This window comes from Streptomyces sp. APSN-46.1, assembly GCF_022815725.1.
Lineage (GTDB): Bacteria > Actinomycetota > Actinomycetes > Streptomycetales > Streptomycetaceae > Streptomyces.
On sequence record NZ_JALGRF010000001.1, the window covers coordinates 1224662 to 1251250 of the forward strand.

Sequence of the window (26589 nt, forward strand, 5' to 3'; positions counted from 1 at the left end):
GGCTGCGTTTTCCTGCAAGGTAGCGGTCCGTTTCACGCAACTTCAAGCATCGACCCCTTGATCGCCTGAGCTAGTGTCGGGGGGTAGGCCAACCGAGAACCCGGAGCGCACCGGAGAACACCGAAGGGGGCGGCCCGGATGACCCGCAAGGAGCGCTGGCAGACACTGCTGGATCTGCTGGTGGAGCGCGGCGGGCTGGAGGTGGAACCGGCGGCTGAGGCCCTCGGGGTGTCCGCCGCGACCATCCGCCGCGACTTCGACCAGCTGGCCGAGCAGCAGCTGCTGGTCCGCACGCGCGGCGGGGCGGTGCCGCACGGGGTCTCGTACGAACTCCCCCTGCGCTACCGGACGTCCCGCCGCGCCGCCGAGAAGCACCGCATCAGCGAGGCGGTGGCGGCGCTGATCGTCCCGGGCGAGGTGATCGGCCTGACGGGCGGCACCACCACGACGGAGGTCGCGCGCACCCTCGCCGCCCGCGCCGACCTGGCCACGGGGTCGCCGGCGCTGACCGTGGTGACCAATGCCCTGAACATCGCGGGCGAGCTCGTCATCAGACCGCAGTTCAAGATCGTCCTGACGGGCGGCGTGGCCCGCCCCCAGTCCTACGAGCTGACCGGACCGCTGGCCCAGGGGGTCCTCGCGCAGCTCACCGTGGACACGGCGGTGGTCGGCGTGGACGCCTTCGACCCGGCCGACGGCGCGGCCACCCGCCACGAGGACGAGGCGGCGATGAACCGTCTGCTCTGCGACCGCGCCCGCCGCGTGATCATCGCCGCGGACTCCAGCAAACTCGGCGTCCGCGCCTTCGCCCGGATCTGCGCCACGTCGTCGGTGGACGTCCTGGTGACGGACACGGGGCTCTCGGACACCGGCGCGCGGCCGTTCGAGGCGGCGGGCGTGGAGGTCGTACGGGTATGAGCCCACCGGCGGGACCGGCCCACCGCGCCCGCCGACGCCCCTCGCGCCCGCCCACGCCCTCGCGCCCGCCCGCGCCGACCCGCCGGCGTGCCGGTCAGTGCTCCGGCAGGCGCTCCGCCTCGCGGGCCAGCGCGGCCAGCACCGGAGCGATCAGCGGGTGGGATTCGGCCCCGCGGCGGGTCGCCGCGAAGACGCGGCGGGTGGCCGCCGGGCCCGCGACGGGGCGGACCTGGACCTCCTTGAGGTCCATGCCCCGCAGCGCGGACCGCGGGACCAGGGCCACGCCGGCCCCGGCGCCCACCAGCGCCGTCACGGCCCGGAAGTCGTCGGAGGAGTGCAGGAACCGGGGCTGGAACCCCGCCAGTTCGCACGCCAGCAGGGTGACGTCATGGCACGGGTTGCCGGGGTACTGACCCACCCAGTCCGAGTCGGACAGCTCCGCCAGCGATACGGCGGGGAGGTCCGCCAGCGGGTGCCCCGAGGGCAGCACCGCGTCGAAGGGCTCCGCGTACAGCGGGAGGACGGACAGCCGGGCGTCGTCCGCGCCCGGGCCGCCCCGGTACTCGACCGCCAGCGCGAGGTCGGCCTCGCCGTCCAGCAGCAGCGGCAGGCTCTGGTCACCCTCCGCGTCGCGCACGCGCAGCCGGATCCCCGGGTGCTCCCGCCCGAGCCGGGCGATGGCCGGGGCCAGCACCTCGGCGATGCCGGTCGCGAAGGCGGCCACCGTGACCTCACCCGCCGAGCCGCCCGCGTACGCCGCGAGTTCGGCCTCCGCGCGTTCCAGCTGGGCCAGTACCTCGTGGGCGTGCCCCAGCAGGATCTCACCGGCCGCGGTGAGCCGGACACCGCGGCCGCTGCGGGTGAGCAGCGCGTGCCCCGTCTCCTGCTCCAGCGCGGCGAGCTGCTGGGAGACGGCGGAAGGGGTGAGGTACAGGGCTGCGGCCGCGGCGGTCACCGTACGGTGGTCCGCCACGGCCCGCAGGATGCGCAGCCGGCGGGGGTCGATCACCCCGCCATTGTCTCAGGGCGCGGAGGTAGCTCGCGTACCTCGTATACCTCGCATACCTCGCGTACCCCGGGTCCCTCAGGCCCCGGTGGTCGCGAGCGCCGCGCGGGCGTCCACGAACGCGGCGACCGCGCGCTCCACGTCCGCCGTGGAGTGGGCGGCCGAGAGCTGGACGCGGATCCGCGCCGCGCCCATGGGAACCACCGGGTACGAGAAGCCGATCACGTACACGCCGCGCTCCAGCAGCAGCTCCGCCATCCGCGCGGCCTCGGCCGCGTCGCCGATCATCACCGGGGCGATGGCGTGGTCTCCGGGCAGGATCTCGAAACCGGCCTCGGTCATCTTCGTACGGAAGAGCGAGGTGTTGGCGGCGAGCTGGTCGCGCAGGTCACCGGCCGACTCCAGCAGGTCGAGCACCTTCAGGGACGCCGCCGCGATCACCGGGGCGAGCGAGTTCGAGAAGAGGTACGGGCGCGAGCGCTGACGGAGCAGCTCCACGATCTCGGTGCGCGCCGCGACATAGCCGCCGGAGGCGCCGCCGAGCGCCTTGCCGAGGGTGCCGGTGATGATGTCGACGCGGTCCATGACCCCGTGCAGTTCCGGCGTGCCGCGCCCGCCGGGGCCGACGAAGCCGACGGCGTGCGAGTCGTCGACCATCACCATGGCGTCGTAGCGCTCGGCGAGGTCGCAGATCTCCGCCAGCGGAGCGACGTAGCCGTCCATGGAGAAGACGCCGTCGGTGACGATCAGCTTGCGGCGGGCACCGCCGGCGACGGCCTCCTTGAGCTGGTGCTCCAGGTCCGCCATGTCGCGGTTGGCGTAGCGGAAGCGGCGGGCCTTCGACAGGCGGATGCCGTCGATGATCGAGGCGTGGTTGAGGGCGTCGGAGATCACCGCGTCCTCGGCGCCGAGGAGGGTCTCGAAGACACCGCCGTTGGCGTCGAAGCAGGAGGAGTAGAGGATCGTGTCCTCCTGGCCGAGGAACGCCGACAGCCGAGCCTCCAGTTCCTTGTGCACCTCCTGGGTCCCGCAGATGAAGCGGACCGAGGCCATCCCGTAGCCCCAGCGGTCCAGGGCGTCCTTCGCGGCGGTGACCACCTCGGGGTGGTCCGCCAGCCCCAGGTAGTTGTTGGCGCAGAAATTGAGGACCTCTCCCGCGGCGCCGCCGGAGGTCACGGCGACGGAGGCGCTCTGCGGGGTGCCGATGACGCGCTCGGGCTTGTGCAGGCCGGCGGAACGGATCTCGTCGAGGGTGGTACGCAGGTCCTCGCGGACGGTCTCGAACATGGTGCGGTGCTCTCTTTCTCCTGGTGCGGCGACGGCGGGAGGGGGCTGGACGGGGCCTACGCGGTCCAGTCCAGGATGATCTTGCCGCTGCGGGCGGTCGCCGCCTCGTCGAACGCGGCCTCGAACTCCGTGTGCGAGTAGCGGCCGGTGATGACGGGGCTGAGGTCGAGCCCGCCCTCCAGCAGCACGGTCATCGCGTACCAGGTCTCGAACATCTCGCGGCCGTAGATGCCCTTGATGGTGATCATCGAGGTGACGACCTTCGCCCAGTTCACGGCGAACTCCTGAGCGGGCAGGCCCAGCATGGCGATCCGGCCGCCGTGCGTCATGTTGTCGATCATGTCGCGCATCGCCTCGGGCCGACCGGACATCTCCAGGCCGATGTCGAAGCCCTCGCGCAGGCCCAGCCGCGCCTGCGCGTCGGCGATCGTCGCCTCCCGGACGTCCAGCGCGAGCGTGGCGCCGGCCTTGCGGGCGATGTCCAGCCGCTCCGGGCTGACGTCGGTGATGACCACGTTGCGCGCACCGGCATGCCGGGCCACGGCCGCCGCCATGATCCCGATCGGGCCCGCGCCCGTGATCAGCACGTCCTCGCCGACCAGCGGGAAGGACAGCGCCGTGTGCACGGCGTTGCCGAACGGGTCGAAGATCGCCGCCACGTCCAGGTCCACGGCCGTCCGGTGCACCCAGACGTTCTGCGCGGGCAGGACCACGTACTCGGCGAAGGCGCCGTCGCGCCCCACGCCGAGCCCGACCGTGCTGCGGCACAGGTGGCGGCGCCCGGCCAGGCAGTTGCGGCACTTGCCGCACACCAGGTGGCCCTCGCCGCTGACCAGCGCGCCGATCTCGATGTCCTGGACGTCCGCGCCGAGCGCCGCGACCTCGCCGACGAACTCGTGGCCGAGCACGAGCGGCGTCTTGACCGCGCCCTGCGCCCAGCCGTCCCAGGAGCGGATGTGCAGGTCGGTTCCGCAGATGCCGGTGCGCAGCACCTTGATCAGCACATCGCCGGGACCGTACTCGGGCTCGGGGACGTCCATGAGCCACAGACCGGGCTCGGCCTTGTGCTTGACGAGTGCCTTCATGGGGGTGGCTCCAGGCATGCGGAAGGGTCACCGCGAGCGTCGTCCGCCGGGCGGTGTCGATGACGGGCACCAATCTGCCGACCGGCCCCTTGATCAGTCCATCGAGACTTTCTTAAGCGGGTCCACAGCGCAGCTTCACGCCTATGCTCCTCAGGTGACGGGGCAGGGCCAGGGGCAGGGCCGGGGGCGGGGAACGGGGAGGTGAGGGGCGTGCCGAGTCTGCGCAGCAGGGCGCTTTCGGCCGCGCTGATGGCGACGGGACGGCGAGGACGGTTCGCGAGTGCCGAGGCGGTCCGGGCGCGGGTGGCGCGGTCGGCGCGCAGGCCCGCGTCGCACGTGCCGCCGCGCTCGCTGGGCCGGGTCGCCGAGGTGTCGCGGACCTTCGTCGGGGCCTGGCCGGTGTACGACGTCTCGCCGCTCGGGGGCGAGCCGGCGGCGCAGGTGCTGTACGTGCACGGCGGGGGGTTCATCAACGAGCTGGTCCGGCCGCACTGGGCGCTGATCCGGACCTTGGTCACCCGGGCGCGGGCGCAGGTGGTCGTACCGGCGTACATCCTCGCCCCGCGCGGGACCGCCGACCGGAACGTCCCGGTGGCCGCCGACCTGCTCAGCGGCATGATCGCGAGCGGTGGCGCGGGCGGGACGGTGCTCATCGGGGACTCCGCCGGGGCCGGGCTGGCGCTGGCCGCCGCGCAGCGGCTGCGCGACCGGACCGGGGCGCAGCCGTCCCGGATCGTGCTGATCTCGCCCTGGCTGGACGTGACCATGAGCCATCCCGACCAGGCGGCGATCGAGGCGTACGATCCGATACTGGCCCGGCCGGGACTGGCCGAGGCGGGGCGGCTGTACGCGGGCAACCTCGCCGCCGACGACCCGCTGGTGAGCCCGCTGCACGGGTCCTTCGGGGGCCTCGCTCCGCTGACGGTGTTCACCGGCACCCGGGACGTGCTGACCACCGACAGCCGGGAGCTGCTGCGCCGGGCCCGGGCGGGCGGCGCCGAGGTGGAGTTCCACGAGGAGGCGGGGCTGCCGCACGGCTACCCGCTGCTGCCGGTGCCGGAGGGGCGGGCGGCCCGCGACCGGATCGTCGAGCTGGTCAGGGCTGCCGCCGACCGGTGACCGCAGGCCCACGGTTCCCCGACCGGTGCCACCCCGTCCACCCCGCCCACCCCGCATCCCGCGGCCCTACGCCGTACACGTCATCAGCGAGCTGACCGGCCAGGCGCGGTACGCCGTCCAGTACTCCTCGTCGCGCTCCGCCTCGGCGGGCGGAGGCCGGCCGGGCTGCCAGCCGACGGTGGCGAAGCCCGCCTCGACGGCCGCCTCGGCGAAGTCGGCGTGCGTCCACTCGCGGTACTCGAAGTGCCGCGGCGGCTCGGTGAGGAACTGTGCCTTCAGCAGCGGCGCGTCACCGTCGACCACCCGGTCCAGGATCCGCACCCCGTACGGCGACCAGTCCACCCGCGGGAACGCCCCCGCGTTGGGCACGATGGCCAGCAGCCGGCCGCCGGCCCGCAGGTTGGCGCGGATGGACCGGAACATCGCGTGCAGTACGGGCCGGTCGGGCGCGTGGTTGAAGAGGTACACGGCGGTGGCGAGGTCGAAGGGGCCGAGCTGCGGCATGCCGGCCGTGTCGGCGACGACGTACTCGACGGAGGAGCCTTCCGAGGCTTCCGAGGCGTGCCCGGGCTGGTGCGCCCGCGCCCGGCGGATGCGTTCGGGGCAGCTGTCGACGCCCACGGAGCGCCGGGCCCCGCCGCTCGCCAGCAGCCGGACGATGCCGCCGTGCCCGCAGGCCAGGTCGAGGGTGTCGAGCCCGCGCACCCCGCCGAGGGCGTCCAGGGCGGTGCGCAGGGTGAAACGGTCGGCCGCCGAGAAAGCCGTCGGGTGCGTTGACATGTCGTACGGCTGTTGCATGTGCGCATGCCTTCCCGGGGGCGGGGAGAGGGACAGCCCCCGCGCCGGACCGTCCCCCGGACGGGGGCGGCGTTCGGGTCAGTCCGTACGGCGTACGGCTCAGCGCGCTGGCTCAGCCCGCCGGCTGGGCGGGCCGCGCGGAAGCGGCGAGCAGCTCGCGGGCGCACCCGCGCAGCCAGGCGTGGGCCGGGTCGGCGTCGTGCCGGGGGTGCCAGGCCATGCCGAAGGGGAGCGTCGGGAGGTCGAGGGGGATCCGGAAGGTCTCCAGTCCGAGGGCGGCGGCGAGCGGCGCGGCCTGGGTGGTGAGCAGCCCGACGAGGTCGCTCTCGCGCAGTACGAAGAGGGAGGCGGGGAACGTCCCGACGCTGCCCACCACCCGCCGGGTCAGCCCCCGCTCGGCGAGCGCGGTGTCGACGGGGCCTTCCAGGCGGCCGCGCCGCGAGGCGATCAGGTGCTCGGCGTCGGCGAACCGGCGGGCGGTGAGCCGGCCCCGGAGCAGTGGGTGGCCGGGGCGGACGACGCCCACCATGAGCTCCTCGGAGAGGTGCTCGACGCGTACCTCGGGAGAACGGGTGTCCACGACGCCGAGTTCCAGGTCGGCCATGCCCTCGCGCAGGGCGGGGACGTCCACGTGGCTCTCCGAGAGGAACCGCAGCCGCACCCCGGGGGCCTCCCGCGCGATCCGGGTGAACAGGGTGGCGCCGGACACGGCGGTGAAGGCCTCGTTGGCCAGCACGGTGAAGGTACGGGTCAGGGTGGACAGGTCCACCTGGCCGCCGGTGAGGAAGAGTGCCCGGGCCCGCTCCACCACGGCCCGGACCTCGCACTGCACGGCGAGGGCGTGCGGGGTGGGCACCATGGTCCGGCCCGCGCGGACGAGCACGGGGTCGCCGAGGGCCTTGCGGATGCGGCCGAGGGTGCGGCTCATGGCGGGTTCGGACAGGTGCAGGCGGGCCGCCGCCCTGGAGACGCTCGACTCCTCCAGGAGGACGTCCAGGGCGACCAGCAGGTTCAGATCCATCCCGGATTGCGTCACGCGCATTGATCCCTTGCAGAACTTGCACTGGAAAGCAGGTCACGCCAACTCTACGGTGAGGGACGGGGAATGAGGGGAGCGAGTGGCCGCTCCGCCGCTCACCCGCCTGCCGTCCGCGCCCGTCCGCCGTCACCGACTCCCAGGAGGAGCCGTGCTCCGCCATGCCGAAAAACAGGAACAGACCGCTCCCGGGCCGACTCCCCCGCTGACCCGCACGACCCTGCTCGTCCTGTGCGCCTGCGTCCTCGTCGCCCAGGCGATGGTGGCAGCCGTCAACCTGCTCATCCCGCAGCTCGCCGCCTCCACGCTGCACCCGACGCCCGGCCAGTTGCTGTGGGCCGTGGACGCGTACGTCATCGTCTTCGCCGCGCTGCTGATCCCGGCCGGGGCGCTCGGCGACCGCTACGGCCGCAAGGGCGCCCTGATGTCCGGGCTCGGCCTGTTCGCGGCGGGCGGGGCGGTCAGCGCACTCGCCACGGCCCCGGCCGTGCTGATCGCCGGGCGCGGCCTGTGCGGGGCGGGCGCGGCCCTGATCATGCCGGCCACCATGTCGATCCTCGTCCACCTGAGCCCGCCCGAGCGGCGCGCCCAGGCGCTGGCCACCTGGACGCTGACCATCGGCCTCGGGGGCCTGACGGGCAATATCGGCGGCGGCCTGGCCGGGGAGTACCTGACCTGGCGGGCGCTGTTCTGGGCGGTCGTCCCGCTCGGCGGGCTGCTCGCGCTCATCGTGGCCCGCGCGGTTCCCCGTACGCCCTCACGGCCCGAGGCGTCCGTGGACCCGGTCGGGGCGGCGCTGCTCGCGGGAGCGCTGCTCGCCGTGGTGTACGGGATCATCGAGGGGCCGGGCCACGGCTGGGGGTCGGTGCACGTGCTGACCGCCTTCGCCGCGGGCGCGGTGCTGCTCGCCGCCTTCACCGGCCACGCGCTGCGCGCCGAGCGGCCGCTGCTGGATCCGCGGATCTTCGCCTCGCCGAGGCTCCGGGCCGGGACGCTCGGCATCGGTACCGGCTTCTTCGGGCTCTTCGCCCTCTTCTACGTGAACGCGCAGTACCTCCAGTACGCCAAGGGCTTCTCGCCCGCGATGGCGGGTCTGGCGATCATTCCGGTGACCACCGGCCTGGCCGTGCTGCCCAAGCTGGGCGCCCGGCTGGCGCAGCGGACGGGGCCGAGGCTGCCCATCGGGGCCGGGCTGTGCATGGTCGGCGCGGGGCTGCTGCTGCTCGCCACCGTCGACAAGGACACCCCGTACCTCGTGTACGCCGTCTACCTGCTGGTGATGGCGAGCGGGGCCGGGCTGAGCGCGCCCTCGCTGACGCTGACCGTGGTCACCGAGCTGCCGGCGCACCAGGCCGGGCTGGGCTCCGGGCTGAACACCGCCGCCCGCGAGATCGGCGCCGCGCTCGGGGTGGCGGTGTTCGGGACGATGCTGGCCTCCCGCTTCCAGGGTGATCCGCGGGATCCGGCGCAGGTCACCGCGTTCACCGACGCCATGGGGTTCGCGCTGGGCACGGTGGGCGTGGTGGCGCTGCTGGCGGCGGCCACGGTGGTGGTGGGCTACCGCGAGCGGGCCACCTCCTGACCGGAGCGGTGCCGGTGCCGGAGCCGGGGCGGCCCGGGGGCCCGGCGGGCGGGGTGACGGGGGATCCCCGGGTGCGCCGCGCGGGCGGCAGGGCGCATCCTGTCTGTGTGACGGCGAGACCGGACAGCGCTGGCCCCGCCCCTGACGCCACGGCCCAGGTGCTCGCACGGGCCGTCGTGCGGGCCGTGGAGGCCACCGGCGGGTACGCGGGTGGGGTGTACCTGCGCTCCCGCACCGAGGGACTGCTGCTGATGGCCGTGGTCGCCGGCATGCCCGGCCCGCTGTTCCGGCCGTGGTGGCGGGTCCACGTGAACCGCCCGTTCCCGGCCGGCGAGGCGTACCGCTCGGGGCAGTCGGTGCTCCTGCCCGACGCGGAGACCACCATGCGGCGGTTCCCGCAGCTGGTGGCCGGGCTTCCGTTCCCCTTCGCTTCGCTGCACGAGCCGATCAGCGCCGGGCCGCAGCGGTTCGGCGTGCTGTTCGTGCTCCGCGACGCGACCCCCGGCGTCCCGGTCTCCGCCGTCGACCGGGAGGCCCTGCGGGCGGCCGCGGAGCGGGCGGGCGAGGAGCTGGCGGCGCTCACGGCGGCGGGGGCTCCGGTGGTGTGGGAGGGCGACCCGGTCCCCGTACCGCCACCGGCCCGGGACGGGGACGTCCGCGCGGCGGTGGACCGGCTGACCCAGGCGGTGCTGTCCCTGGACCGGCTGGGCAGGGTCGAGTACGTCAACTCCGCGGCCGAGGGGCTGCTCGGCATCGCGGCATCGCGGCTGCGCGGGCAGATGCTGTGGGAGGCGCTTCCCTGGCTCGCCCACCCCGCGTACGAGGACCACTTCCGGGCCGTCTACCTGGCCCGCGCCCCGGTGCGTTTCGCGGCCCGGCGCGGGCGGGACCCCTCGGCCGCCTCCGGGGAGTGGCTGTCGGTCTGCCTGTACCCCGGACATGACGGGGTGACCATGACGATCGGCGCCACCCAACCGCCCTCCTACGCGCCCTCGTCGATGGTCAGGCCGGGCGAGGGTGTCGCCGACGGGCTCGGTTCGCCGGCCGACCGGGCGGCCGCGGTGTACCGGCCCGTGGCCCTCGCCATCGCGCTGACGGAGGCGGTGACGGCCCGCCAGGTGTCGTCCGTGGTCACCGATGAGCTGCTGCCGGCCTTCGGCGGGCGCCAGTTGGCGATCTACCTGCTCAGCGAGCGCCACCTGTACCTGTCGTGGGAGACCGGCTTCCCCCGGGGCTTCCTGGACCGGTTCGACGGGGTGTCCCTCGATGCGCGGCTGCCGGGCGTCGAGACCCTCACCTCGGGCCGGCCGATGTTCTTCGAGTCGATGGAGCACCTCGCCGCGGCCTATCCGGGGATCCCGTTGGACGCCCATTCCGGGGCGCGCGCGTTCCTTCCGCTGATCGCCTCCGGGCGGCCGGTCGGCTCGTGCATCCTCGGCTTCGACGCCCCGCGCGGCTTCAGCCCGGAGGAGCGTACGGTGCTGACCGCGCTGGCCGGGCTGATCGCGCAGGCCCTGGAGCGGGCGCAGCGCTACGACAGCGAGACCGCGCTGGCCCGGGGTCTCCAGGCGGCGCTGCTGCCGCACCGCCTGCCGGTGCTCGAACACGTGGCCACCGTGGGCCGGTACCTGCCCGGCACGGTCGGCATGGACGTCGGCGGCGACTGGTACGACGTCATCGAGACGGGCCCGGGCACGGTGGCCCTGGTCATCGGGGACGTCCAGGGCCACGGGGTGGCCGCCGCCGCGACCATGGGCCAACTCCGCAGCGCGGTACGGGCCTTCGCGCTCAGCGGCAACACCCCGGAGCAGATCATGCGCGGCACGAACCGGCTGCTCATCGACTTGGACCCCGGCCAGTTCGCCAGTTGCTGCTACGTGTCGATCGACCCGGAGTCGGGCCGCTCATGGGCCGTCCGGGCCGGGCACCCCCAGCCGTTGCTGCGGCAGGCCGACGGGCGGACGGAGGTGCTGGACCTGCCGGGCGGGGTGGTGCTCGGCATCGACCCGGACGCCGCGTACCCGGTCACGGAACTGCTGCTGGAGCCCGGCGCGGTGCTCGCCCTGTACACCGACGGGCTGGTGGAGAAGCCGGGTACGGACATCGACACCGGCGTGGAGCGGCTGCGGGCATCGCTGGCCGCAGCCGACCCGACCCCGCTGACGGAGACGGCCGACCGGCTGATCAGCGAGGCCGGGAACTCGGCCGACCGGCCGGACGACATCGCCCTGTTGCTGGCCTCCCGCACGACCCCGAACGGGTCCCCCGGCGCCATCAGGTCGGCATAGCGGAGGCAGCGCCCGTGAGCGAACCGCCGTTCCCGCTCAGGGTGAGCGCCGTGTTCACCAGGCCGATGTGGCTGAACGCCTGGGGGAAATTGCCGAGTTGGCGTCCGGCGACGGGGTCGTACTCCTCGGCGAGCAGCCCGACGTCGTTGCGTACCGCCAGCAACCGCTCGAAGAGGGCCCGGGCCTCGTTGTCCCGGCCGATCAGGTGCAGCGCGTCCGCGAGCCAGAACGAGCAGGCCAGGAAGGCCCCTTGGTCCCCGGGAAGCCCGTCGATGGAGGGGCCTTCCGTGCTGTAGCGCCGGACCAGGCCGCTGCTGCCGAGCTCCGCCTGGACGGTCGACCGTGCCGATGACGCGCGGGTCGTCGGGCGGCAGGAACCCGGTCCGCGGGATGAGCAGCGTGGCCGCGTCCAGTTCACGCGAGCCGTAGTACTGGGTGAAGGTGTTGCGCTCGGAGTCGTAGCCGTTCGCGCAGACGTCGCGGTGCACCTCCTCGCGCATGGCCCGCCAGAGCTCCGGGTCGCCCGGCACCGCGGGGTCGGCCTCCAGGGTCCGCACCGCCCGGTCGGCGGCGACCCAGGCCATCACCTTGGAGTGCACGAAGTGGCGGCGCGGACCGCGCACCTCCCACAGCCCCTCGTCGGGCCGGTGCCAGTTGCGCCGCAGGAAGTCGAGGAGCGCCAGCTGGATCCGCCACGCGTGCTTCTCCGCGGGAAGTCCGGCGGACCTGGCCACGTACAGCGCGTCGAGGACCTCCCCGTACACGTCGAGCTGGAGCTGTTCCACGGCCGCGTTGCCGACCCGGACCGGCGCCGAGGAGGCGTACCCGCGCAGCCAGGGCAGCTCGATCTCGGGGATCCGCCGCTCGCCGCCGATCCCGTACATGATCTGCAGGTCGGCGGGGTCGCCGGCGATCGCGCGCAGCAGCCACTCGCGCCAGGCGCGGGCCTCGTCGTGGAAGCCGGTGGCGAGGAGCGTGGCGAGGGTGAGGGTGGAGTCGCGCAGCCAGCAGTACCGGTAGTCCCAGTTGCGGACCCCGCCGAGCTCCTCCGGGAGGGAGGTGGTGGCGGCGGCCGCGATCCCGCCGGTCGGGGCGTAGGTGAGGGCCTTGAGGGTGATCAGGGAGCGGGTCACCGCCTCCCGGTACGGGCCCTCGTAGGTGCACTGGGCGGTCCACTCCCGCCAGCCCTCAAGGCTCTGCTCCAGGGCCCCGTACGGGTCCAGGCGCTCGGGGCGCGGTTCGTGCGAGGGGTGCCAGGTGAGCATGAAGGCGACCTTCTGCCCGGCCGAGACGGTGAACTCGGACCGCGTACTGGTGCCCTGGCCCCAGGTGTTCACGGGGGGCTCACTGCGGAACCAGACCGAGTCCGGACCGGCGACGGCGACCCGGTCCCCGTCGACGCGGCGGACCCAGGGAATGACGCGCCCGTAGTCGAAGCGCAGGCGCAGGACGCTGAGTACGGGGACCTCGCCGGACAGGCCTTCGACGATCCGCATCACGTCGGGTGCGGCGTCCCGTTGCGGCATGAAGTCGATGACCTTGAACGCACCGCCGCCGTCCTCGGTCTCCCAGTACGACTCCAGGACCAGCGAGCCGTCCACATAGGCCCGGCGGGTGCACCGCGCGCCCGCGGCGGCCGCGGCCGGGGCGATGCGCCAGTGGCCGTTGTCCTTGCCGCCGAGGAGGGCGGCGAAGCAGGCCGCCGAGTCGAATCGCGGCAGGCACAGCCAGTCGATGGACCCGTCGCGGCCGACGAGCCCGCTGGTCATGAGGTCGCCGATGAGTGCGTAGTCCTCGATGGGTTGCGTCGCGGGTTGTGTCATTTGTGCGCTGTTCCCCCGGATGCCCGGGCCCAATCAGCGCGGCCCCGGGCACCCTTTCCCGCACGCGGGTGCGGGTCGCGTCAGTCGCGTCAGTCGCGTACGAGGAGCATCGCGCCGCCGAGCACGACGGCGAGGGCGAGGGCCGCGGCGCCGTGGGCCAGGCGGTGGCCGCGCAGTACAGGCAGGAAGCGGTCCACGGCGTACCGGCCGGGGCCGGTGAGGGCGAGGGCAGCAGCGCCGGCGGTGAGGAGCAGCTCGTACTCGATGCCCCCCTTCGAGGCGAAGAACGCCCCGGCACCGTGGACGGCAATGGCATTGATCATGGTGCCGACGATGGCGGCGCCGGCGAGCGGGGTGAGCAGCCCGAGGGCGAGGCCGAGGCCGCCCAGGGTCTCGGAGAGTCCGGCGAGCAGGGCCATGGCGTCACCGGCGGGGTAGCCGGCGGCCTTGAAGAACTGGCCGGTGCCGCTGATGCCACCGCCGCCGAACCAGCCGAAGAGCTTCTGGCTGCCGTGGGCGGCCATGGTCAGGCCGAGGACGAGGCGCAGGAGCAGCAGGCCGGTGTCGTGGGCGGTAGCGGAGAGGGTGATCGGGGCAGGGGTGGAGAGGGCGGGGGCGGCCGGTGCGGCGGCCTGCGGCTTCGTCGAGGTGACGGAGGGGCTGGTCATGGTGGGGGCCTTCCGGACGGGAGGTAGTTCAAATTCGAACCTGGATGACGAGGAACGACCTTAGCTACTGATTCAAATTGGAACAACTCATGTACGGTGGGCGCATGGCTGACCCGAGATGGCTGGACGACCGCGAGATGCGCGCCTGGTGCGGGTTCGTCGCCGCGTCCGCACTGGTGAACCGCCGGCTCGACCAGCAGCTCAAGGACGACTCGGGGCTCTCCCACCCCCAGTACGAGATCCTCGTACGGCTCGCCGAGGCGCCGGACAACGAGCTGCGGATGACCGAGCTGGCCAACGGGCTGATCAACTCCAAGAGCGGGCTGACCTACCAGATCACCCAGATGGAGAAGGCCGGGCTGGTCCGGCGCCGCAGCTGCCCGTCCGACGTCCGGGGCGTCTTCGCGGTCCTCACCGAGGCCGGTCGCGCCCGCCTGGACGAGGCGGCGCCCGGGCACGTGGCGACCGTGCGGGAGATCCTCATCAATGTGCTCACGCCCGAGCAGCTGGACGCGCTCGCGGACGGCCTGGGAGAGGTCACCCGCCGCCTGCGGGAACAGGGCGCCTGACGAGGGTATAGAGACCCTATGGACGGAAAGGTCTGGTTCACGGTCGCCGTGATCGTCGCCCTCGGGCTGGCGGTCACCGCCGCCGTGCTGCTCGTACGGGTGCTCAAGGCGCGCAGGCTGCTGCTCGACGCGGGGATCCCGCTGCGCGACAAGGCGCTGTTCTGGGTGGCGGTGCTGTACACGGTCTCGCCCGTGGACCTGATCCCGGACCCGGTGTACCTCGACGACATCGGGGTCCTGCTGCTGGCCCTGCGCTCGCTCCAGGCGGCCGCGGTGGCGGCCCGCCCGGCGAAGGGGCCTGGCGCGGTGTGACGGCGGGCGGAGTACGGCGGGCGGAGTACGGCGCGCCGGATGCGGCGCGCCGGATGGGCTCCGCGCGTCACGCGTCCCATCCGGCGACGCCCGGGCTCCTAACGAGCGGGGCACACCTGCCAGGCCAGGTGGTAGAGGGTGCTGACGCTCGCGTCCGTGGAGTCCATCGCCATGAAGCTCGTGGCGGTCTGCGGGTTGGACGTGCCGGCATTCACGCGCAGTTCGGTATTGATGTTGAAGTTGCGTTTCTCGCCGCACGGCGCCCAGACCAGATCGGCGTATTCCGTCTTGTCGCTCGTCTGCCAATTGTCGTTGAGCGGACCGTTGAACTGATGCGTGCGCTGGGACGTCTGGGGCATTCCCTGGAAGTAGTAGCTCGCCCGTTCCTGACCCCATGCTCCCGGCTGGAGGAATGCGAATCCCCGATAGTCCGCCTGGACAATCGCGTAGGTGAATCCCGAAGGAACGTGAACGCGGAGATTGAGCTGGCAGTTCTTGCGGAAGGCCGTGGGCGGGGCGCCGGGGCCGACCTGGGCGAGATAGTCGCTGTAGGTGACCGTGAAGGCGGTGTTGTCCGGTGCGACGGCCACCTCGGCCGTGCCTTCGCGGCAGCCGGAGCCGTTCACCGTGGCGAGTTCGATCACGATCTTGTCGGGCGGGGCGGTGAGGGGCGGGTGGGGGCCGGCGGCTCCGGCCGGCGCCGCCGTGACGATCAGGGCGGCGGCCGCGCCGCCGACGAGCAGGGTGCGGGACAGGGAATGAGACATCGTTGTCGCTCCTGACCATGAGTCATGAGTCGGGTTCCGTGCGCTTGCACTCACGCCGCGTCAGACCGCGGGGCATTCCTTCCACGCGAAGTGGTAGACCGTGCTGACGCTGCCGTCCGTCGAGTCCATGCTCATGAAGCTCAGGGCCTGCGGGTTCGACGTCCCCGCGTAGACACGCAGTTCGGTGTTGACGTTGAGGTTGCGCTCCTCGCCGCACGGCGCCCAGACCAGGTCGGTGTACTCCGTCTGGTCGCTCGCCTGCCAGTTGTCGGTGTACGGGCCGTTGAACTGGTGGGTCGTGCGGGCCGTCTGCGCCATGCCCTGGAAGTAGTAGTTGGCGCGTTCCTGGCCGAAGGCCCCGCGCTGGAGGTGCGCGAAACCGCGGTAGTCGGCGCGGGCGATGGCGTACGTGAATCCCTGGGGCACGTGGACCTGGAGGGCGAGCTGGCAGTTCTTGCGGAACGCGGTGCCTCCGGAGCCGGCGCCAGCCTGGGCGAGATAGTCGCTGTACGTGACGGTGAACGAGGTGTTGTCGGAGGCCGCGGCGACGCTCGCGGTCCCCTGGGGACATCCCGATCCGTTGACCCCGACCACGTCGACGGTGATTCTTCCGGGCGGGTTGGAGGCCGTATCGGCCTGGGCGGGGACGGCGACGGCGGAAAGCACCGCGATCGCCGCGCCGATGGTGATCCTGCGCAGCGGCATCGTTGTTTCTCCATTCATACGGATCATTCGGTTCGGACCCGTGCGCGAATTCGACGTGGACATGCCACCACGCTGAGCGCGTCGGGGGAAGGACCCGAAGTGGCCAACGCCTTCCTGACCGCACTCCCTGGCCGAAAGATGTCAGCATCGGTACCGCCGCATCGGTACTGCCGCATCGGTACCGCTGCACCGGTACCGTCCGAACCGCACCGCACCGCACCGCACCGCTCAGAGAGTCACCTGACAAGCACCGGGAGATACGCATGAGGATGCTGATCAACAGTCCGGAGACCGTGGTCGCCGACGCGCTGCGGGGGATCGCGGCCGCCCATCCCGAGCTGGACGTCGATGTGGAGCGGCGGGTCGTCGTACGGCGGGACGCGCGGGACGGCGGGCGGGTCGGGATCGTCTCCGGGGGCGGGTCCGGGCACGAGCCGTTGCATGCGGGGTTCGTGGGGTACGGGATGCTGTCGGCCGCCTGTCCCGGGGAGGTGTTCACCTCGCCCGTACCCGATCAGATGCTCCGGGCGGCCGCGGCCGTCGACGCGGGGCAGGGGGTGCTGTTCGTCGTCAAGAACTACACCGGGGACGTGCTGAACTTCGAGATGGCCGCCGAGCTCGCCGAGGAGGACGGCCTGCGCGTGGAGCGCGTGCTGGTCAACGACGATGTCGCCGTGACCGACAGCCTGTACACGGCGGGCCGGCGCGGTACCGGGGCCACGCTGTTCGTGGAGAAGATCGCCGGGGCGGCCGCCGAGGAGGGGGCGCCGCTGGAGCGGGTCGCGGAGCTCGCGCGGCGGGTCAACGCGGGCTCGCGGAGCTTCGGGGTGGCGCTCAGCGCGTGCAGCACCCCCGCGAAGGGCAGCCCGACCTTCGAACTCCCGGACGGGGACCTGGAGTTGGGGATCGGCATTCACGGCGAGCCCGGGCGGGAGCGGCGCGCGATGATGCCGGCGCGGGAGATCGCGGAGGTCGCGCTGGGCGCCGTACTGGAGGAACTGGCGGAGGTGGGTCCGGCCGACGGGCCGGTGCTCGCGCTGGTCAACGGTATGGGGGCGACGCCGCTGCTGGAGCTGTACGGGTTCCACGCGGAGGTGGCGCGGGTGCTGGGCGAACGAGGGGTTCCGGCGGCGCGGACGCTGGTGGGGAACTACGTCACCTCGCTGGACATGGCGGGGTGTTCGGTCACTCTGTGCCGGGTGGACGAGGAGTTGTTGCGGCTGTGGGACGCCCCCGTCCAGACCGCCGCGCTGCGCTGGGGCCGCTGAGCGGATGGCCGAACGTAGGGTGGCTGTGGCGGTGGCGGGCGGGACTGGCCGGCCGGGCGATGCGAGACGAGGAGATCCGGTGCGTGACGCAGACTTCTTCCGGCGCTGGATGACGGCCGCCGCGGCCGCGGTGGAGCGGGAGGCGGACCGGCTGACCGAACTCGACTCGCCCATCGGGGACGCCGACCACGGGAGCAACATGCTGCGCGGGTTCACCGCGGTACGGGCGGCCCTGGAGGCGGAGCCGCCCGCGACACCGGGGGCGGTGCTCCAGCTGGCCGGGCGGACGCTGATCTCGACGGTCGGCGGGGCGTCCGGACCCCTGTACGGGACGCTGCTGCGGCGGACCGGCAAGGAGCTCGGCGAGGCCTCCGAGGTCTCGGACGAGGAGCTGCGCGAGGCGCTGTACGCGGGCGTGGGCGCGGTGGCGCGGCTGGGCGGCTCGGCTCCGGGCGACAAGACGATGCTGGACGCGCTGGTGCCGGGGGTCACGGCGCTCAGTACGTCGTACCGGGCGGCAAGTGACGCGGCGGAGAGCGGCGCGCTGGCGACCGTACCGATGCGGGCGCGCAAGGGCCGGGCCAGCTACCTGGGCGAGCGGAGCATCGGGCACCAGGATCCGGGGGCGACGTCCTCGGCGCTGCTGCTGGCCGCGCTCGCGGATGTGGCCGGATGACCGCGTCGGCGGTGGTCGGGATCGTGCTGGTGTCGCACAGCGCGGCGGTGGCGGAATCGGTCGCGGTGATGGCGGCCGGCCTGGCGGCAGGCGGAGCGGTGGCGCCGGTCGCTGCGGCGGGCGGTGCGCCCGACGGCGGGCTCGGCACGAGCGCGGACCGGATCGTGGCGGCGGCGCGGGAGGTGGACCGGGGGGCCGGGGTCGCGCTGCTGGCGGACCTGGGGAGCTCGGTACTGACGGTGAAGGCGCTGCTGGTGGAGGGCGACCTGCCGGAGGGGGCGCGGCTGGTGGACGCGCCGTTCGTGGAGGGGGCGGTGGCGGCTGTGGTCGCCGCCTCCGCGGGCGCCCCCCTGGACGCCGTCCTCGCGGCCGCCACCGAGGCATACGCGTACCGCAAGTCCTGACCCCCGGCCCGGCCCCGGGGTGAGCGGGTCCGGGGCTGAGCCCCAGGGAACGGAGGAAGGCGGGGCGCATCCTCTCGGCCGCCGGCCCGGGCCCCGGGTGCACCTTCGACCCGCCAGCCGGGGCCAGCGAGTCTGGGACGAAGTCCCAGGGAACGGAGGAAGGGCGGGGCGGGGCGAGTCTCCTCGTCGGGTACCCCGGGCCCACGCCGACCCCGCCCGCCCCGCACCGGCGCGGGGCTGGCTGGATCGCCCGGGCAGGGCTTTAGCGGCCGCGCAGGGTCTCGATCTCGCGGCGCTCGCGCTTCGTCGGACGGCCCGCGCCGCGGTCGCGGGTGCCGACCACCGCGGCCTCGATGGGAGTCGGCGGCGGCGGGCTCTTGTCGATGAGGCATTCCGCCGCCACCGGCGGGCCCACCCGCTTCGACACCGGCCGCTTCACCACCACGATCCGTTCACGCCCCGCGTGGAACAGCCGGACCTCGTCCCCCGCCCGCACCGACTGCGCCGGCTTCGCGCGCTCCCCGTTGACCTTCACATGGCCCGCCCGGCAGGCGGTCGCCGCGATCGCGCGCGTCTTCGTCAGACGGACCGACCAGATCCAGGCGTCCACCCGCGCCGAACCGGATTCCGCTCCGGGTCCTGGTGCCGAGCCCGAGCCTGGTCCCGATCCCGATCCCGTCCGTGTTGATTCGTCAGCCATGCTCCGACTCTAGCGAGCCGAGGGCCCCGGACCGGAACGACTTTTGGCAGATTCACCAAGAGGAATCGCATCTGCCATGTGGATTATCCAATTACATTGCAAATGCGCCATGAGTGCCCCTACCTTGTCGCACATGCAGTCCTACACCATCGGACAGGCGGCGCGCCTGCTGGGCCCTGCTCACCCGGGAGGCCGTCGAGGAGCTCGAAGTCGGCATGCGGCCACCGCCCGCGTGAAGTCGACCAGCGTGCACATCGACCGCACCTGATCCGCGGCCCGAGCGACACCGCTCAGCGCACCGTCACACGTCCCCGAACGAGGAGCATCCGCTCATGTCCCCGACCCTGACCGGCCGCCGCGCCGCCGTCGCCGCCGTCGCCGCCCTGACCGCCGCCCTGCTCGTCCCGGTGCTCTCCGCCTGTGGCGGCGAGGACGAGAAGACCGCGGCCGCCGGGACGGCCAAGGCCGCGAACCTCACCGTCCTCGCCGCTTCCTCCCTCAGCGATGTCTTCAAGACGGCGGGCGCCGCCTACGAGAAGTCCCACCCGGGCACGAAGGTCACGTTCTCCTTCGCCGGTTCGCAGGAGCTCGCCGCGCAGGTCAAGCAGGGCGCCCCGGCCGACGCGCTGGTCACCGCCGACACCAAGACGATGGACGGCCTCAGGGCCGAGACCGGCGACGCCTCGGTCATCGCCAAGAACCGCCTGGTCATCGCCACCGGCAAGGGCAACCCGTTCGAGATCGACGAGCTGAAGGACCTGGCCGACAGCAAGATCAAGGTCGTGCTCGCCGCGCCCGAGGTCCCCGTCGGCCGCTACGGCCAGCAGATCCTCGACGCCCAGAAGATCGAGGTGAAGCCGGTCTCTCAGGAGCCGAACGTGCGCGCCGTGCTGAGCAAGGTCGAGATGGGCGAGGCCGACGCCGGTCTCGTCTACAAGACCGACTCCGCCAAGTCCGGTGACAAGGTCGTCGCGATCGAGATCCCGGACGACCAGAACGCCGTGGCCTCCTACCCGGCCACCACGCTCAAGCAGTCCAAGAACGCCGAGGCCGCGGCCGCGTTCGTGGCCTGGCTGAGCACGCCGGAGGCGCAGAAGATCTTCCAGGACGCCGGCTTCCAGAAGCCGTAACCGGCGCCGACGCCAGTGCCGGCGCCGGTGCCGCGTCCGCGCGGAAAGGCGCAGGAAACCCGGAAGGCTTCGCCCGCCAGGACCGCCCCCGATCCAGGAACCCCTCTCCCCATGAGCAGACCCCGTACCCGCAGGACCAGGCCCCCCGTGACCCTGGCGCTCCCCGCGCTGCTCGCCGTCGCGTTCCTGCTGCTGCCGCTGGTCGGCATCCTGACCCGCACCCGGTGGAGCGATCTCGGCGCCCACCTCACCCGCCCCGGTGTGGTCGAGGCCCTCCGGCTCTCGCTGGTCGTCTCCTTCTGGGCCCTCGGCCTCTCCCTGCTCCTCGGCGTTCCGCTCGCCTGGCTGCTGGCCCGCGTCGAGTTCAAGGGCAAGGCACTGGTCCGCTCGCTCGTGCTTCTGCCGATGGTGCTGCCGCCGACCGTCGGCGGTGTGGCGCTGCTGCTCGGCTTCGGCCGGCGCGGGGTCCTCGGGCCCTGGCTGGAGGACGGCTTCGGCATCACACTGCCGTTTCACACGTCAGGTGCCGTCGTGGCGGCCACCTTCGTCGCCATGCCCTTCCTCGTCATCAGCCTGGAGGGCGCGCTCGGCGGCCTCAAGCCGAGCTACGAGGAGACCGCGGCCTCCCTCGGTGCCTCGCCGGTCCGGGTGTTCTTCACCGTGACGCTGCCCATGGTGGCCCCCGGTCTGATCGCCGGCGCGGCCCTCACCTGGGCCCGCGCGCTCGGCGAGTTCGGCGCGACCATCACGTTCGCCGGCAACCTGCCCGGCACCACCCAGACCCTCCCGCTCCAGGTGTACCTGCTGCTCCAGGACCAGCCGGAGGCCGCCACCTCCGTATCGCTGCTCCTGCTCGCGATCGCGATGGGCGTACTGATCGCCCTGCGCGGCCGCTGGGCCGGAGCTCCGGTCGTACGCAAGGCCGCCGAGGCCCCGCCGGTGGCCGAGGAGCCCCCGCCCCCGGTGACGGCCGCTCCTCCCCCCGGGGAAGCGCCCGAAGCCCCGCACGACGGCGGCCACTGGCCCCTGCACGCCGAGGTGACGGGCTTCAACCGGCTCACCCTGTCCGCCGAACCCGGCACCACCATCGCCGTCGTCGGCGAGAACGGCGCCGGCAAGACCACCCTGTTGCGCGCCCTCCTCGGGCTGACCCCGCGCGCCCACGCCGAACTCCGGCTCGGCGGCGCCGATGTCAGCGCGCTGCCCCCGCACCGGCGCCAGGTCGCCTGGGTCCCGCAGGACGGCGCCCTCTTCCCGCACCTGAGCGCCCTCGCCAACACCGCGTACGGGTTGCGCGCCCGCCGGGTCCCGCGCGCCGAGGCCCGCTGCGAGGCGCAGGCCTGGCTGGACCGGCTCGGCGTCGGGCATCTCGCCCGCCGCAGGCCCGCCCAGCTGTCCGGCGGGCAGGCCCAGCGGGTGGCACTGGCCCGCGCGCTCGCCGCCCGGCCGCGGCTGCTGCTCCTGGACGAGCCGCTCGCCGCCCTCGACCAGACCACCCGGGCACGCGTTCGGCACACCCTGCGCACGCATCTGGCGGGCTTCGGCGGGGTCTGCCTCCTCGTCACGCACGATCCCGTGGAGGCCGTGTCGCTGGCCGACCGGGTCCTCGTACTGGCCGACGGGCAGACCCTCCAGGACGCGCCGCCGGCCGAGGTGACCCGGCACCCGCGCTCCCCCTGGGTGGCCCGGATGCTCGGCCGCAACGCCTGGCCGGGCACCGCGTCCGGCGGCGGGCTCGCGCTGGCCGGCGGGGGGCGTCTGGTGGTCGCCGAGGCGCTGCCCGAGGGGGCTCAGGCCCTCGCGATCATCGCCCCCGAGGCGGTGTCCGTGCACCGCGAGCGCCCGGCGGGCAGCCCCCGCAACGTATGGCCGGGCACGGTCCGGGAGATCACCTCCGTCGGCAGCCGCCTTCGGGTGCTGATCGGCTCGGCGGAGGCGCCCGACCTGGTCGCGGAGATCACGCCGGATGCGGCCGCCGAACTGGGCCTGGCCGACGGCGCGGCCGTGTGGACCAGCGTGAAGGCCACCGAGGTCACCCTCGTATGCCTCTAGCGTCAACAGGGCCGCCTCCTTGACGCGGTCGGTTTGGACGGTGGATGAACGGTTGGCATATGTTCACGGGGCCCGTACGTCAGCGGGTCCGCTCGCATGCCACACGTTCCCGTGGGGGGTAACCGTCATGTCCTTCAGCGCGCCCGGCTCGCCGCCGCCCGAGAGTCCCGGTCAGCCGGGCGCCGTGCCGCCAGTACCGGAGCAGGCGCCTCCGGCTCCGCCGACGCCGATACCGCCGCAGGACCGGCCGTACGCCGCGTACCCGGCCCCGGCGCAGGCCGCTTACCCGGCCGCGTATCCGGCCACCCCGTATCCGGCGCAGCCTCCGGCGGCGCAGGTGTACGGCGGTCAGCCGTACCCGCAGCCCCAGTACGCGGGCCAGCCGTACCCGTATCCCGTCCAGCCGTACCCGGCGCCCCTGCCCGTCGTCGACGTCCTGCGTTCGCCGCGGGGCCTGGCGACGGCCCTGACCGTACTGCTCTCGGTCGCGGCCGTGGTCAACCTGTTCCTGACGGGCGTCTGCGTCTACCTCTGGTCGCTCATGCGGGACCTGATGACGAACCCGCTCGGGGTCCCCGACCGCGCCCTCGCGCGCGTCGACGACCTGACCTCCGTCGCCGACGTCCTCCAGAGCCTGATCCTGGTCCCCACGATGGTCGTCTTCCTCGTCTGGTTCCACCGCGTCCGCCACAACGGCGCGATCTTCCGCCCCGACGCGTTCACCCTCGCCCCCGGCTGGGCCATCGGCGGCTGGTTCGTCCCCGTCGCCAACCTCGTGATCCCCTTCCTCGTCGCGAAGCAGACCTGGACCGCCAGCACCCAGCACGCTCCGGACGGCTCCCTCCGCAAGGCCTCCACCGTGCCCCTGACGGCCTGGTGGCTGCTGTTCGCCGGCGCGTCGATCGCGGAGCGCGCCTTCGCGGCGCTCTACCCCCGGGCCGATACTCCGGAAGAGCTGCGCGCCACCGCCGTGGTGGGCGCCGTCGACGGGCTCCTCATGCTCGCCGCCGCCGTCCTCGCCATCGTCTTCGTCCGCGGTCTGACGGCCATGCAGGACACCAAGGCGGTACAGGGCCCGGTCGCCGCCGTCTGATCTGAACAGGCCTCAGGCGGGCGGGACCGGCGGTGCGGGCGGTACGGGCGGTACGGGCGGTACGGGGACGATGAACTCGCACCAGACGGACTTGCCGCCTCCCCGGGGCTCCACGCCCCAGTCGACCGCCAGCCGGTCCACGAGCAGCAGGCCGCGCCCCGACACCGCCCAGTCCCCCGCCTCCCGGCGGTGCGGCAGGGCGCTGCTCTCGTCCTCCACCTCGACCCGGATCCGGCCCTCCGCGGTGAGCCGCAGGCTGACCTGGGCCCCGCCGTCCGTGTGCACGAGGGCGTTGGTCATCAGCTCGTCCGCCGCCAGTTCGATCTCGTCCGCCTGGTCCCGGGCGCCCCACGCGGCCACCGCCGCCCGGATCAGGTGGCGGGCCGTCGCCGGGTCGTCCGGGGCTCCGGGGGTGATCCGCAGGCGCAGCGGGCCGCCGCCGCGCGGGGTGGGGGCGCCGCGGCGACGCAGCAGGAGGAGAGCCATGTCATCGCCGCCGCCCGCGTCCCCGACCAGGTCGCAGAGCACGTCGGCGAGTTCCTCCACGTCGACCGGCCCCGTACACACCGCCTCCATGAGCTCGCGCATGCCGCCGTCGTGGTCGCCGCCGGGCCGTTCGATGAGACCGTCCGTGCACAGCAGCAGGGTGTCCCCGGGGTGCAGTTCGATGCTGGTGACGGGATATCCGGAGCCGGTCCCCGACTGGTCGCGCGGCGGCAGCCCCAGCGGCAGACCGCCCGCGACCTGAACGCGGTGGCAGCTGCCGTCGCCCCGCCGCACCACCGGGTCGAGATGGCCGGCCCGGACGATGTGCAGCATGCCGGTGCTCAGGTCGATCTCCGCGTACGTGCAGGTGGCGAACCGTTCCGTCTCCAGCTCGCGCAGGAAGGCCGCGGCCCGCGCCATCGCCGTGCCGGGGGTGTGGCCCTCGGCGACGTACGCGCGCAGGGCGATCCGCAGCTGGCCCATGACGGCGGCCGCGTCCGTGTCGTGGCCCTCCACGTCGCCGATCATCACCCCGACACGGCCCTCGCCGAGCGGAACCACGTCGTACCAGTCCCCGCCGATGTCCCGCCCCATCCGGGCGGCCCGGTACCGTACGGCGATCCGCGCGCCCGGCACCTCCGGGATGCGGCGCGGCAGCATGGCCCGCTGGAGGCCCTCGGCGAGATCGTGCTCCTGCTCGAAGAGCATGGCCCGCTGGAGGCTCTGCGCGATACCGCTGCCGAGCGCCACCAGCAGGTTCCGTTCCTCGGCGGTGAAGTCCCCGTCCCGCGTGTAGAGGAGCCCGAGCGCGCCGATGGCGCGGCCCTGGGCGATCAGCGGCAGGTAGACCCCGCTGCGCACGGACAGCGGCTCGATGTAGGGCCACAGCTGCGGGTAGCGCAGCTGGAACTCCTCGCGCGAGCCGAGGAACACCGGCTGCAGGCTCCGTACGGCCTCGCTCATGGGGAATGCCGCGTCGATCCGGGTGTACTCGATCTCCGGCACGTACGAGCCGAGCTGCCCCTCGGCGACCAGGTGGATCCGGCCGCCGTCGACGATGCCGAGCATGACGCTGACCGCGCCGAGGTGGCCCAGGGCCTCCGGGTCCTTCAGGACGTCGGTCACGTCGTTGACGGTGCGGGCGTGGGCGAGGATCGCGGTGGTCCGCTCGACGACGCCCGTCATCCGGCGCCGCCCCTCGGCCTCCTGCCCGCCGACGCCCGGCTCACCGGGGTCGTGCGCGGCGTCGCGGACGATCCCGATGATCCGGTACGGGCGGTCGTCCGGGTCCCGCAGGATGTGCCCCTGGATGTGGGTCCAGGCGGGGGTTCCGTCGCGTCGGCGGCTGCGGAAATAGGCCCCGTAGTGGCTGCGGCCGGCCTTGAGCGCCTGCGTGACGCGCGCGTCGAGCCGGGCTTCCTCGCTGGGGGTGATCCGGCTGCCGAGACCCGCGGCGGTGCCGGTGAACTCGTCCGGGCGCAGGTCGAGAACGTCGAGGGCGGTGTCGTCCAGATGCATCTGCCCGCTGTCGAGGTCCCAGTCGAAGGTGCCCAGGCGGTTGAGCGCGAGGCTCGTGTCGGGCCGCGCGGGCCAGTCGTCGAGCTCGGGGGACTGTCCCCTGTCGGCCATGCAGCCAGGGTCTCACTGATACCCGGTGCCCGGCACGCCGGTTCCCTCCGGGGGTGGGACCGGACGGGGTGTTCCTCCGCGGGTCGGCAACGCGCGCCGACCGCCCCGGTCCCGCTACATCTAGCCTCGCCGGCGAGGCTGACTGTGCCCGGCGGGGCCTCGAACGCCGGCGAGGCTGGGGGTGCCCCGGCGGCGGGGGCTGGCCGTGGGGTGGCGATAATCGGGGCTTCGCCTCGGTGATCGGGGACCGGAGCCGTCAGGGATGGTGGAGAAGCCGTGAGAACCCGCAACACCCCGCTCGCCGTCTGTCTTCTCGCCGTGGGCGCGCTGGCGCTGACGGCGTGTGGCACCAAGTCGGCCACGACCGCCGACACGACCTCGGCCGGCGTCTCCGCACCGGCCGCCACCCCGACCGTGGACCCCTCCGCCCAGGCCTCGGCGGCGTCGGCCCGCCATGACAGGCTCTTCCCCGAGGTGGCCGAGCGGTGCGCCGCCGAGGCCACCGCGATGGCCTCCCCCAGCCCCTCGGGTAACGGCGACGCCTCGATGGACCCCGAAGCGCGCAAGTACGCCGAGAACCACGCCTACAAGATGCGCCGGAAGCTCAATCCCCAGGCGACGTGCCGGGGCGAAGCCCACGCCCAGCGGATCGCCCAGGCCCTGTCCGACGCCGGGAAGGCCGGGAAGCCCGCGCCGCGGAGCGCGTCCGACCTGAGCTTCGTCCTCAAGGGCCTCGGCTACGAGGTCGCCGGAGACGCCACGTACGTCTCCGGCGGCATTCCCGGCTTCGCCTTGTGGGTCCCCGAGTCAGGGCCCTGCCTGACGGGCCGCCTGACCGACCCGGTGCGGATCGAGGCGCACGGCCCGTACATGGAGGGCGGCTGCGTCGAACCGCGCGGCGGGCACTGAGGAGGGCGGACGGCACCGGCGCACGATCACTCCGGCGGACCTACTCGCCCGTGCCGCCGTCATCGCCGTCACCACCGTCGCCGCCGTCACCGCCGTCATCGGGGTTCGCCGGGGGGACCTCCTCCTGCGGCTGGTCCTGCTGCGGCAGGTCCTCCTTCGGGACGTCCTCCTTCGGCAGGTCCTCCTTCGGCAGGTCCTCCTTCGGCAGGTCCTCCTTCGGGACGTCCTCCTTCGGCAGGTCCTCCTTCGGCAGGTCCTCCTTCGGCAGGTCCTCCTTCG

General features: G+C 73.4%; 23 protein-coding genes and 3 pseudogenes. 14 read left to right on the plus strand and 12 right to left on the minus strand.

The window, feature by feature from the left end:
* Window positions 1-138 precede the first annotated feature (138 nt).
* Window positions 139-918: a DeoR/GlpR family DNA-binding transcription regulator gene (locus tag MTF65_RS05460; RefSeq protein WP_243627040.1), complete on the plus strand. Its 780-nt coding sequence runs from the start codon at window positions 139-141 to the stop codon at window positions 916-918.
* Between the two features lie 94 nt (window positions 919-1012).
* Here the strand turns inward: MTF65_RS05460 and MTF65_RS05465 are convergent, their stop codons facing one another.
* The 3 genes from MTF65_RS05465 to tdh form a co-directional block, all read right to left on the minus strand.
* The gene (locus MTF65_RS05465) at window positions 1013-1927 is read right to left on the minus strand and encodes a LysR family transcriptional regulator (RefSeq protein ID WP_243627041.1); all 915 of its coding nucleotides are present in this window, start codon (window positions 1925-1927) and stop codon (window positions 1013-1015) included.
* A 75-nt stretch (window positions 1928-2002) separates the two neighbouring features.
* Window positions 2003-3211 carry a glycine C-acetyltransferase gene (locus MTF65_RS05470; protein ID WP_243627042.1) on the minus strand — a complete coding sequence of 403 codons (1209 nt, stop codon included), beginning with the start codon at window positions 3209-3211 and terminating at the stop codon, window positions 2003-2005.
* A 56-nt stretch (window positions 3212-3267) separates the two neighbouring features.
* A complete protein-coding gene (tdh, locus tag MTF65_RS05475) occupies window positions 3268-4296 on the minus strand; it encodes an L-threonine 3-dehydrogenase (protein WP_243627043.1) in 1029 nt (342 codons plus the stop codon).
* Between the two features lie 210 nt (window positions 4297-4506).
* Between tdh and MTF65_RS05480 the strand changes: the two genes are divergently transcribed.
* Window positions 4507-5415: an alpha/beta hydrolase fold domain-containing protein gene (locus MTF65_RS05480; protein WP_243627044.1), complete on the plus strand. Its 909-nt coding sequence runs from the start codon at window positions 4507-4509 to the stop codon at window positions 5413-5415.
* Between the two features lie 66 nt (window positions 5416-5481).
* Here the strand turns inward: MTF65_RS05480 and MTF65_RS05485 are convergent, their stop codons facing one another.
* Complete coding sequence (locus MTF65_RS05485; RefSeq protein WP_243627045.1) at window positions 5482-6195, minus strand: class I SAM-dependent methyltransferase; 714 nt, start codon at window positions 6193-6195, stop codon at window positions 5482-5484.
* Between the two features lie 130 nt (window positions 6196-6325).
* Window positions 6326-7255 (minus strand): LysR family transcriptional regulator, encoded by a 930-nt coding sequence (locus tag MTF65_RS05490; RefSeq protein WP_243627046.1) that lies wholly within the window; start codon window positions 7253-7255, stop codon window positions 6326-6328.
* Between the two features lie 145 nt (window positions 7256-7400).
* Between MTF65_RS05490 and MTF65_RS05495 the strand changes: the two genes are divergently transcribed.
* Window positions 7401-8831, plus strand: a complete 1431-nt coding sequence (locus MTF65_RS05495) for an MFS transporter (RefSeq protein WP_243627047.1) — start codon at window positions 7401-7403, stop codon at window positions 8829-8831.
* Between the two features lie 158 nt (window positions 8832-8989).
* Window positions 8990-11119, plus strand: a complete 2130-nt coding sequence (locus MTF65_RS05500) for a SpoIIE family protein phosphatase (RefSeq protein ID WP_374207179.1) — start codon at window positions 8990-8992, stop codon at window positions 11117-11119.
* Here the strand turns inward: MTF65_RS05500 and MTF65_RS05505 are convergent.
* Both MTF65_RS05505 and MTF65_RS05510 read right to left on the minus strand, forming a co-directional pair.
* Window positions 11106-12942: pseudogene (locus MTF65_RS05505) on the minus strand (glycoside hydrolase family 15 protein). The gene MTF65_RS05500 and the pseudogene MTF65_RS05505 sit on opposite strands and share 14 nt — an antisense overlap.
* 89 nt (window positions 12943-13031) lie before the next feature.
* Entirely contained in the window at window positions 13032-13610 is a 579-nt protein-coding gene (locus tag MTF65_RS05510) for a DoxX family membrane protein (RefSeq protein WP_243627048.1), read from the minus strand.
* A 104-nt stretch (window positions 13611-13714) separates the two neighbouring features.
* Here MTF65_RS05510 and MTF65_RS05515 point away from each other — a divergent pair, with 104 nt between their 5' ends.
* On the plus strand, window positions 13715-14179 hold the full coding sequence (locus MTF65_RS05515; protein WP_243627049.1) for a MarR family winged helix-turn-helix transcriptional regulator: 465 nt from the start codon (window positions 13715-13717) through the stop codon (window positions 14177-14179).
* Window positions 14180-14197: 18 nt separating this feature from the next.
* Window positions 14198-14491: a YkvA family protein gene (locus MTF65_RS05520; protein WP_243627050.1), complete on the plus strand. Its 294-nt coding sequence runs from the start codon at window positions 14198-14200 to the stop codon at window positions 14489-14491.
* 98 nt (window positions 14492-14589) lie between these two features.
* On the opposite strand, the gene MTF65_RS05525 is transcribed toward MTF65_RS05520, so the two are convergent.
* Entirely contained in the window at window positions 14590-15246 is a 657-nt protein-coding gene (locus tag MTF65_RS05525) for a DUF4360 domain-containing protein (RefSeq protein ID WP_243627335.1), read from the minus strand.
* A gap of 72 nt (window positions 15247-15318) precedes the next feature.
* The gene (locus tag MTF65_RS05530; protein WP_243627051.1) at window positions 15319-15963 is read right to left on the minus strand and encodes a DUF4360 domain-containing protein; all 645 of its coding nucleotides are present in this window, start codon (window positions 15961-15963) and stop codon (window positions 15319-15321) included.
* Between the two features lie 263 nt (window positions 15964-16226).
* Between MTF65_RS05530 and dhaK the strand changes: the two genes are divergently transcribed.
* The 3 genes from dhaK (at window position 16227) to MTF65_RS05545 (ending at window position 18311) form a co-directional block, all read left to right on the plus strand.
* Window positions 16227-17231, plus strand: a complete 1005-nt coding sequence (dhaK, locus tag MTF65_RS05535; protein ID WP_243627052.1) for a dihydroxyacetone kinase subunit DhaK — start codon at window positions 16227-16229, stop codon at window positions 17229-17231.
* Window positions 17232-17310: 79 nt separating this feature from the next.
* Window positions 17311-17907, plus strand: a complete 597-nt coding sequence (dhaL, locus tag MTF65_RS05540; protein ID WP_243627053.1) for a dihydroxyacetone kinase subunit DhaL — start codon at window positions 17311-17313, stop codon at window positions 17905-17907.
* Window positions 17904-18311, plus strand: a complete 408-nt coding sequence (locus tag MTF65_RS05545) for a PTS-dependent dihydroxyacetone kinase phosphotransferase subunit DhaM (RefSeq protein ID WP_243627054.1) — start codon at window positions 17904-17906, stop codon at window positions 18309-18311. Before dhaL ends, MTF65_RS05545 begins: the two co-directional genes overlap by 4 nt.
* A 262-nt stretch (window positions 18312-18573) precedes the next feature.
* On the opposite strand, the gene MTF65_RS05550 is transcribed toward MTF65_RS05545, so the two are convergent.
* Window positions 18574-19011, minus strand: coding sequence for an RNA-binding S4 domain-containing protein (locus MTF65_RS05550; protein WP_243627055.1), 438 nt, complete (start codon window positions 19009-19011; stop codon window positions 18574-18576).
* Between the two features lie 173 nt (window positions 19012-19184).
* Here MTF65_RS05550 and MTF65_RS30655 point away from each other — a divergent pair.
* From MTF65_RS30655 to MTF65_RS05565, 4 genes and pseudogenes are all read left to right on the plus strand, one after another.
* A pseudogene (locus MTF65_RS30655) lies at window positions 19185-19279 on the plus strand (TOBE domain-containing protein); the annotation flags it as partial.
* Between the two features lie 64 nt (window positions 19280-19343).
* On the plus strand, window positions 19344-20141 hold the full coding sequence (gene modA / locus MTF65_RS05555; protein ID WP_243627056.1) for a molybdate ABC transporter substrate-binding protein: 798 nt from the start codon (window positions 19344-19346) through the stop codon (window positions 20139-20141).
* A gap of 111 nt (window positions 20142-20252) precedes the next feature.
* The gene (locus tag MTF65_RS05560) at window positions 20253-22193 is read left to right on the plus strand and encodes an ABC transporter permease (protein WP_243627057.1); all 1941 of its coding nucleotides are present in this window, start codon (window positions 20253-20255) and stop codon (window positions 22191-22193) included.
* Between the two features lie 127 nt (window positions 22194-22320).
* Window positions 22321-23286, plus strand: a complete 966-nt coding sequence (locus MTF65_RS05565) for a DUF4328 domain-containing protein (protein ID WP_243627058.1) — start codon at window positions 22321-22323, stop codon at window positions 23284-23286.
* A gap of 12 nt (window positions 23287-23298) precedes the next feature.
* Here MTF65_RS05565 and MTF65_RS05570 read toward each other — a convergent pair whose 3' ends face one another.
* Window positions 23299-25401, minus strand: a complete 2103-nt coding sequence (locus MTF65_RS05570; RefSeq protein ID WP_243627059.1) for a SpoIIE family protein phosphatase — start codon at window positions 25399-25401, stop codon at window positions 23299-23301.
* A gap of 276 nt (window positions 25402-25677) precedes the next feature.
* On the opposite strand from MTF65_RS05570, the gene MTF65_RS05575 reads away from it, so the two are divergent.
* The gene (locus MTF65_RS05575) at window positions 25678-26310 is read left to right on the plus strand and encodes a hypothetical protein (RefSeq protein ID WP_243627060.1); all 633 of its coding nucleotides are present in this window, start codon (window positions 25678-25680) and stop codon (window positions 26308-26310) included.
* A gap of 40 nt (window positions 26311-26350) precedes the next feature.
* On the opposite strand, the pseudogene MTF65_RS05580 reads toward MTF65_RS05575, so the two are convergent.
* Window positions 26351-26589 (minus strand): annotated as a pseudogene (locus MTF65_RS05580) (hypothetical protein); the annotation flags it as partial.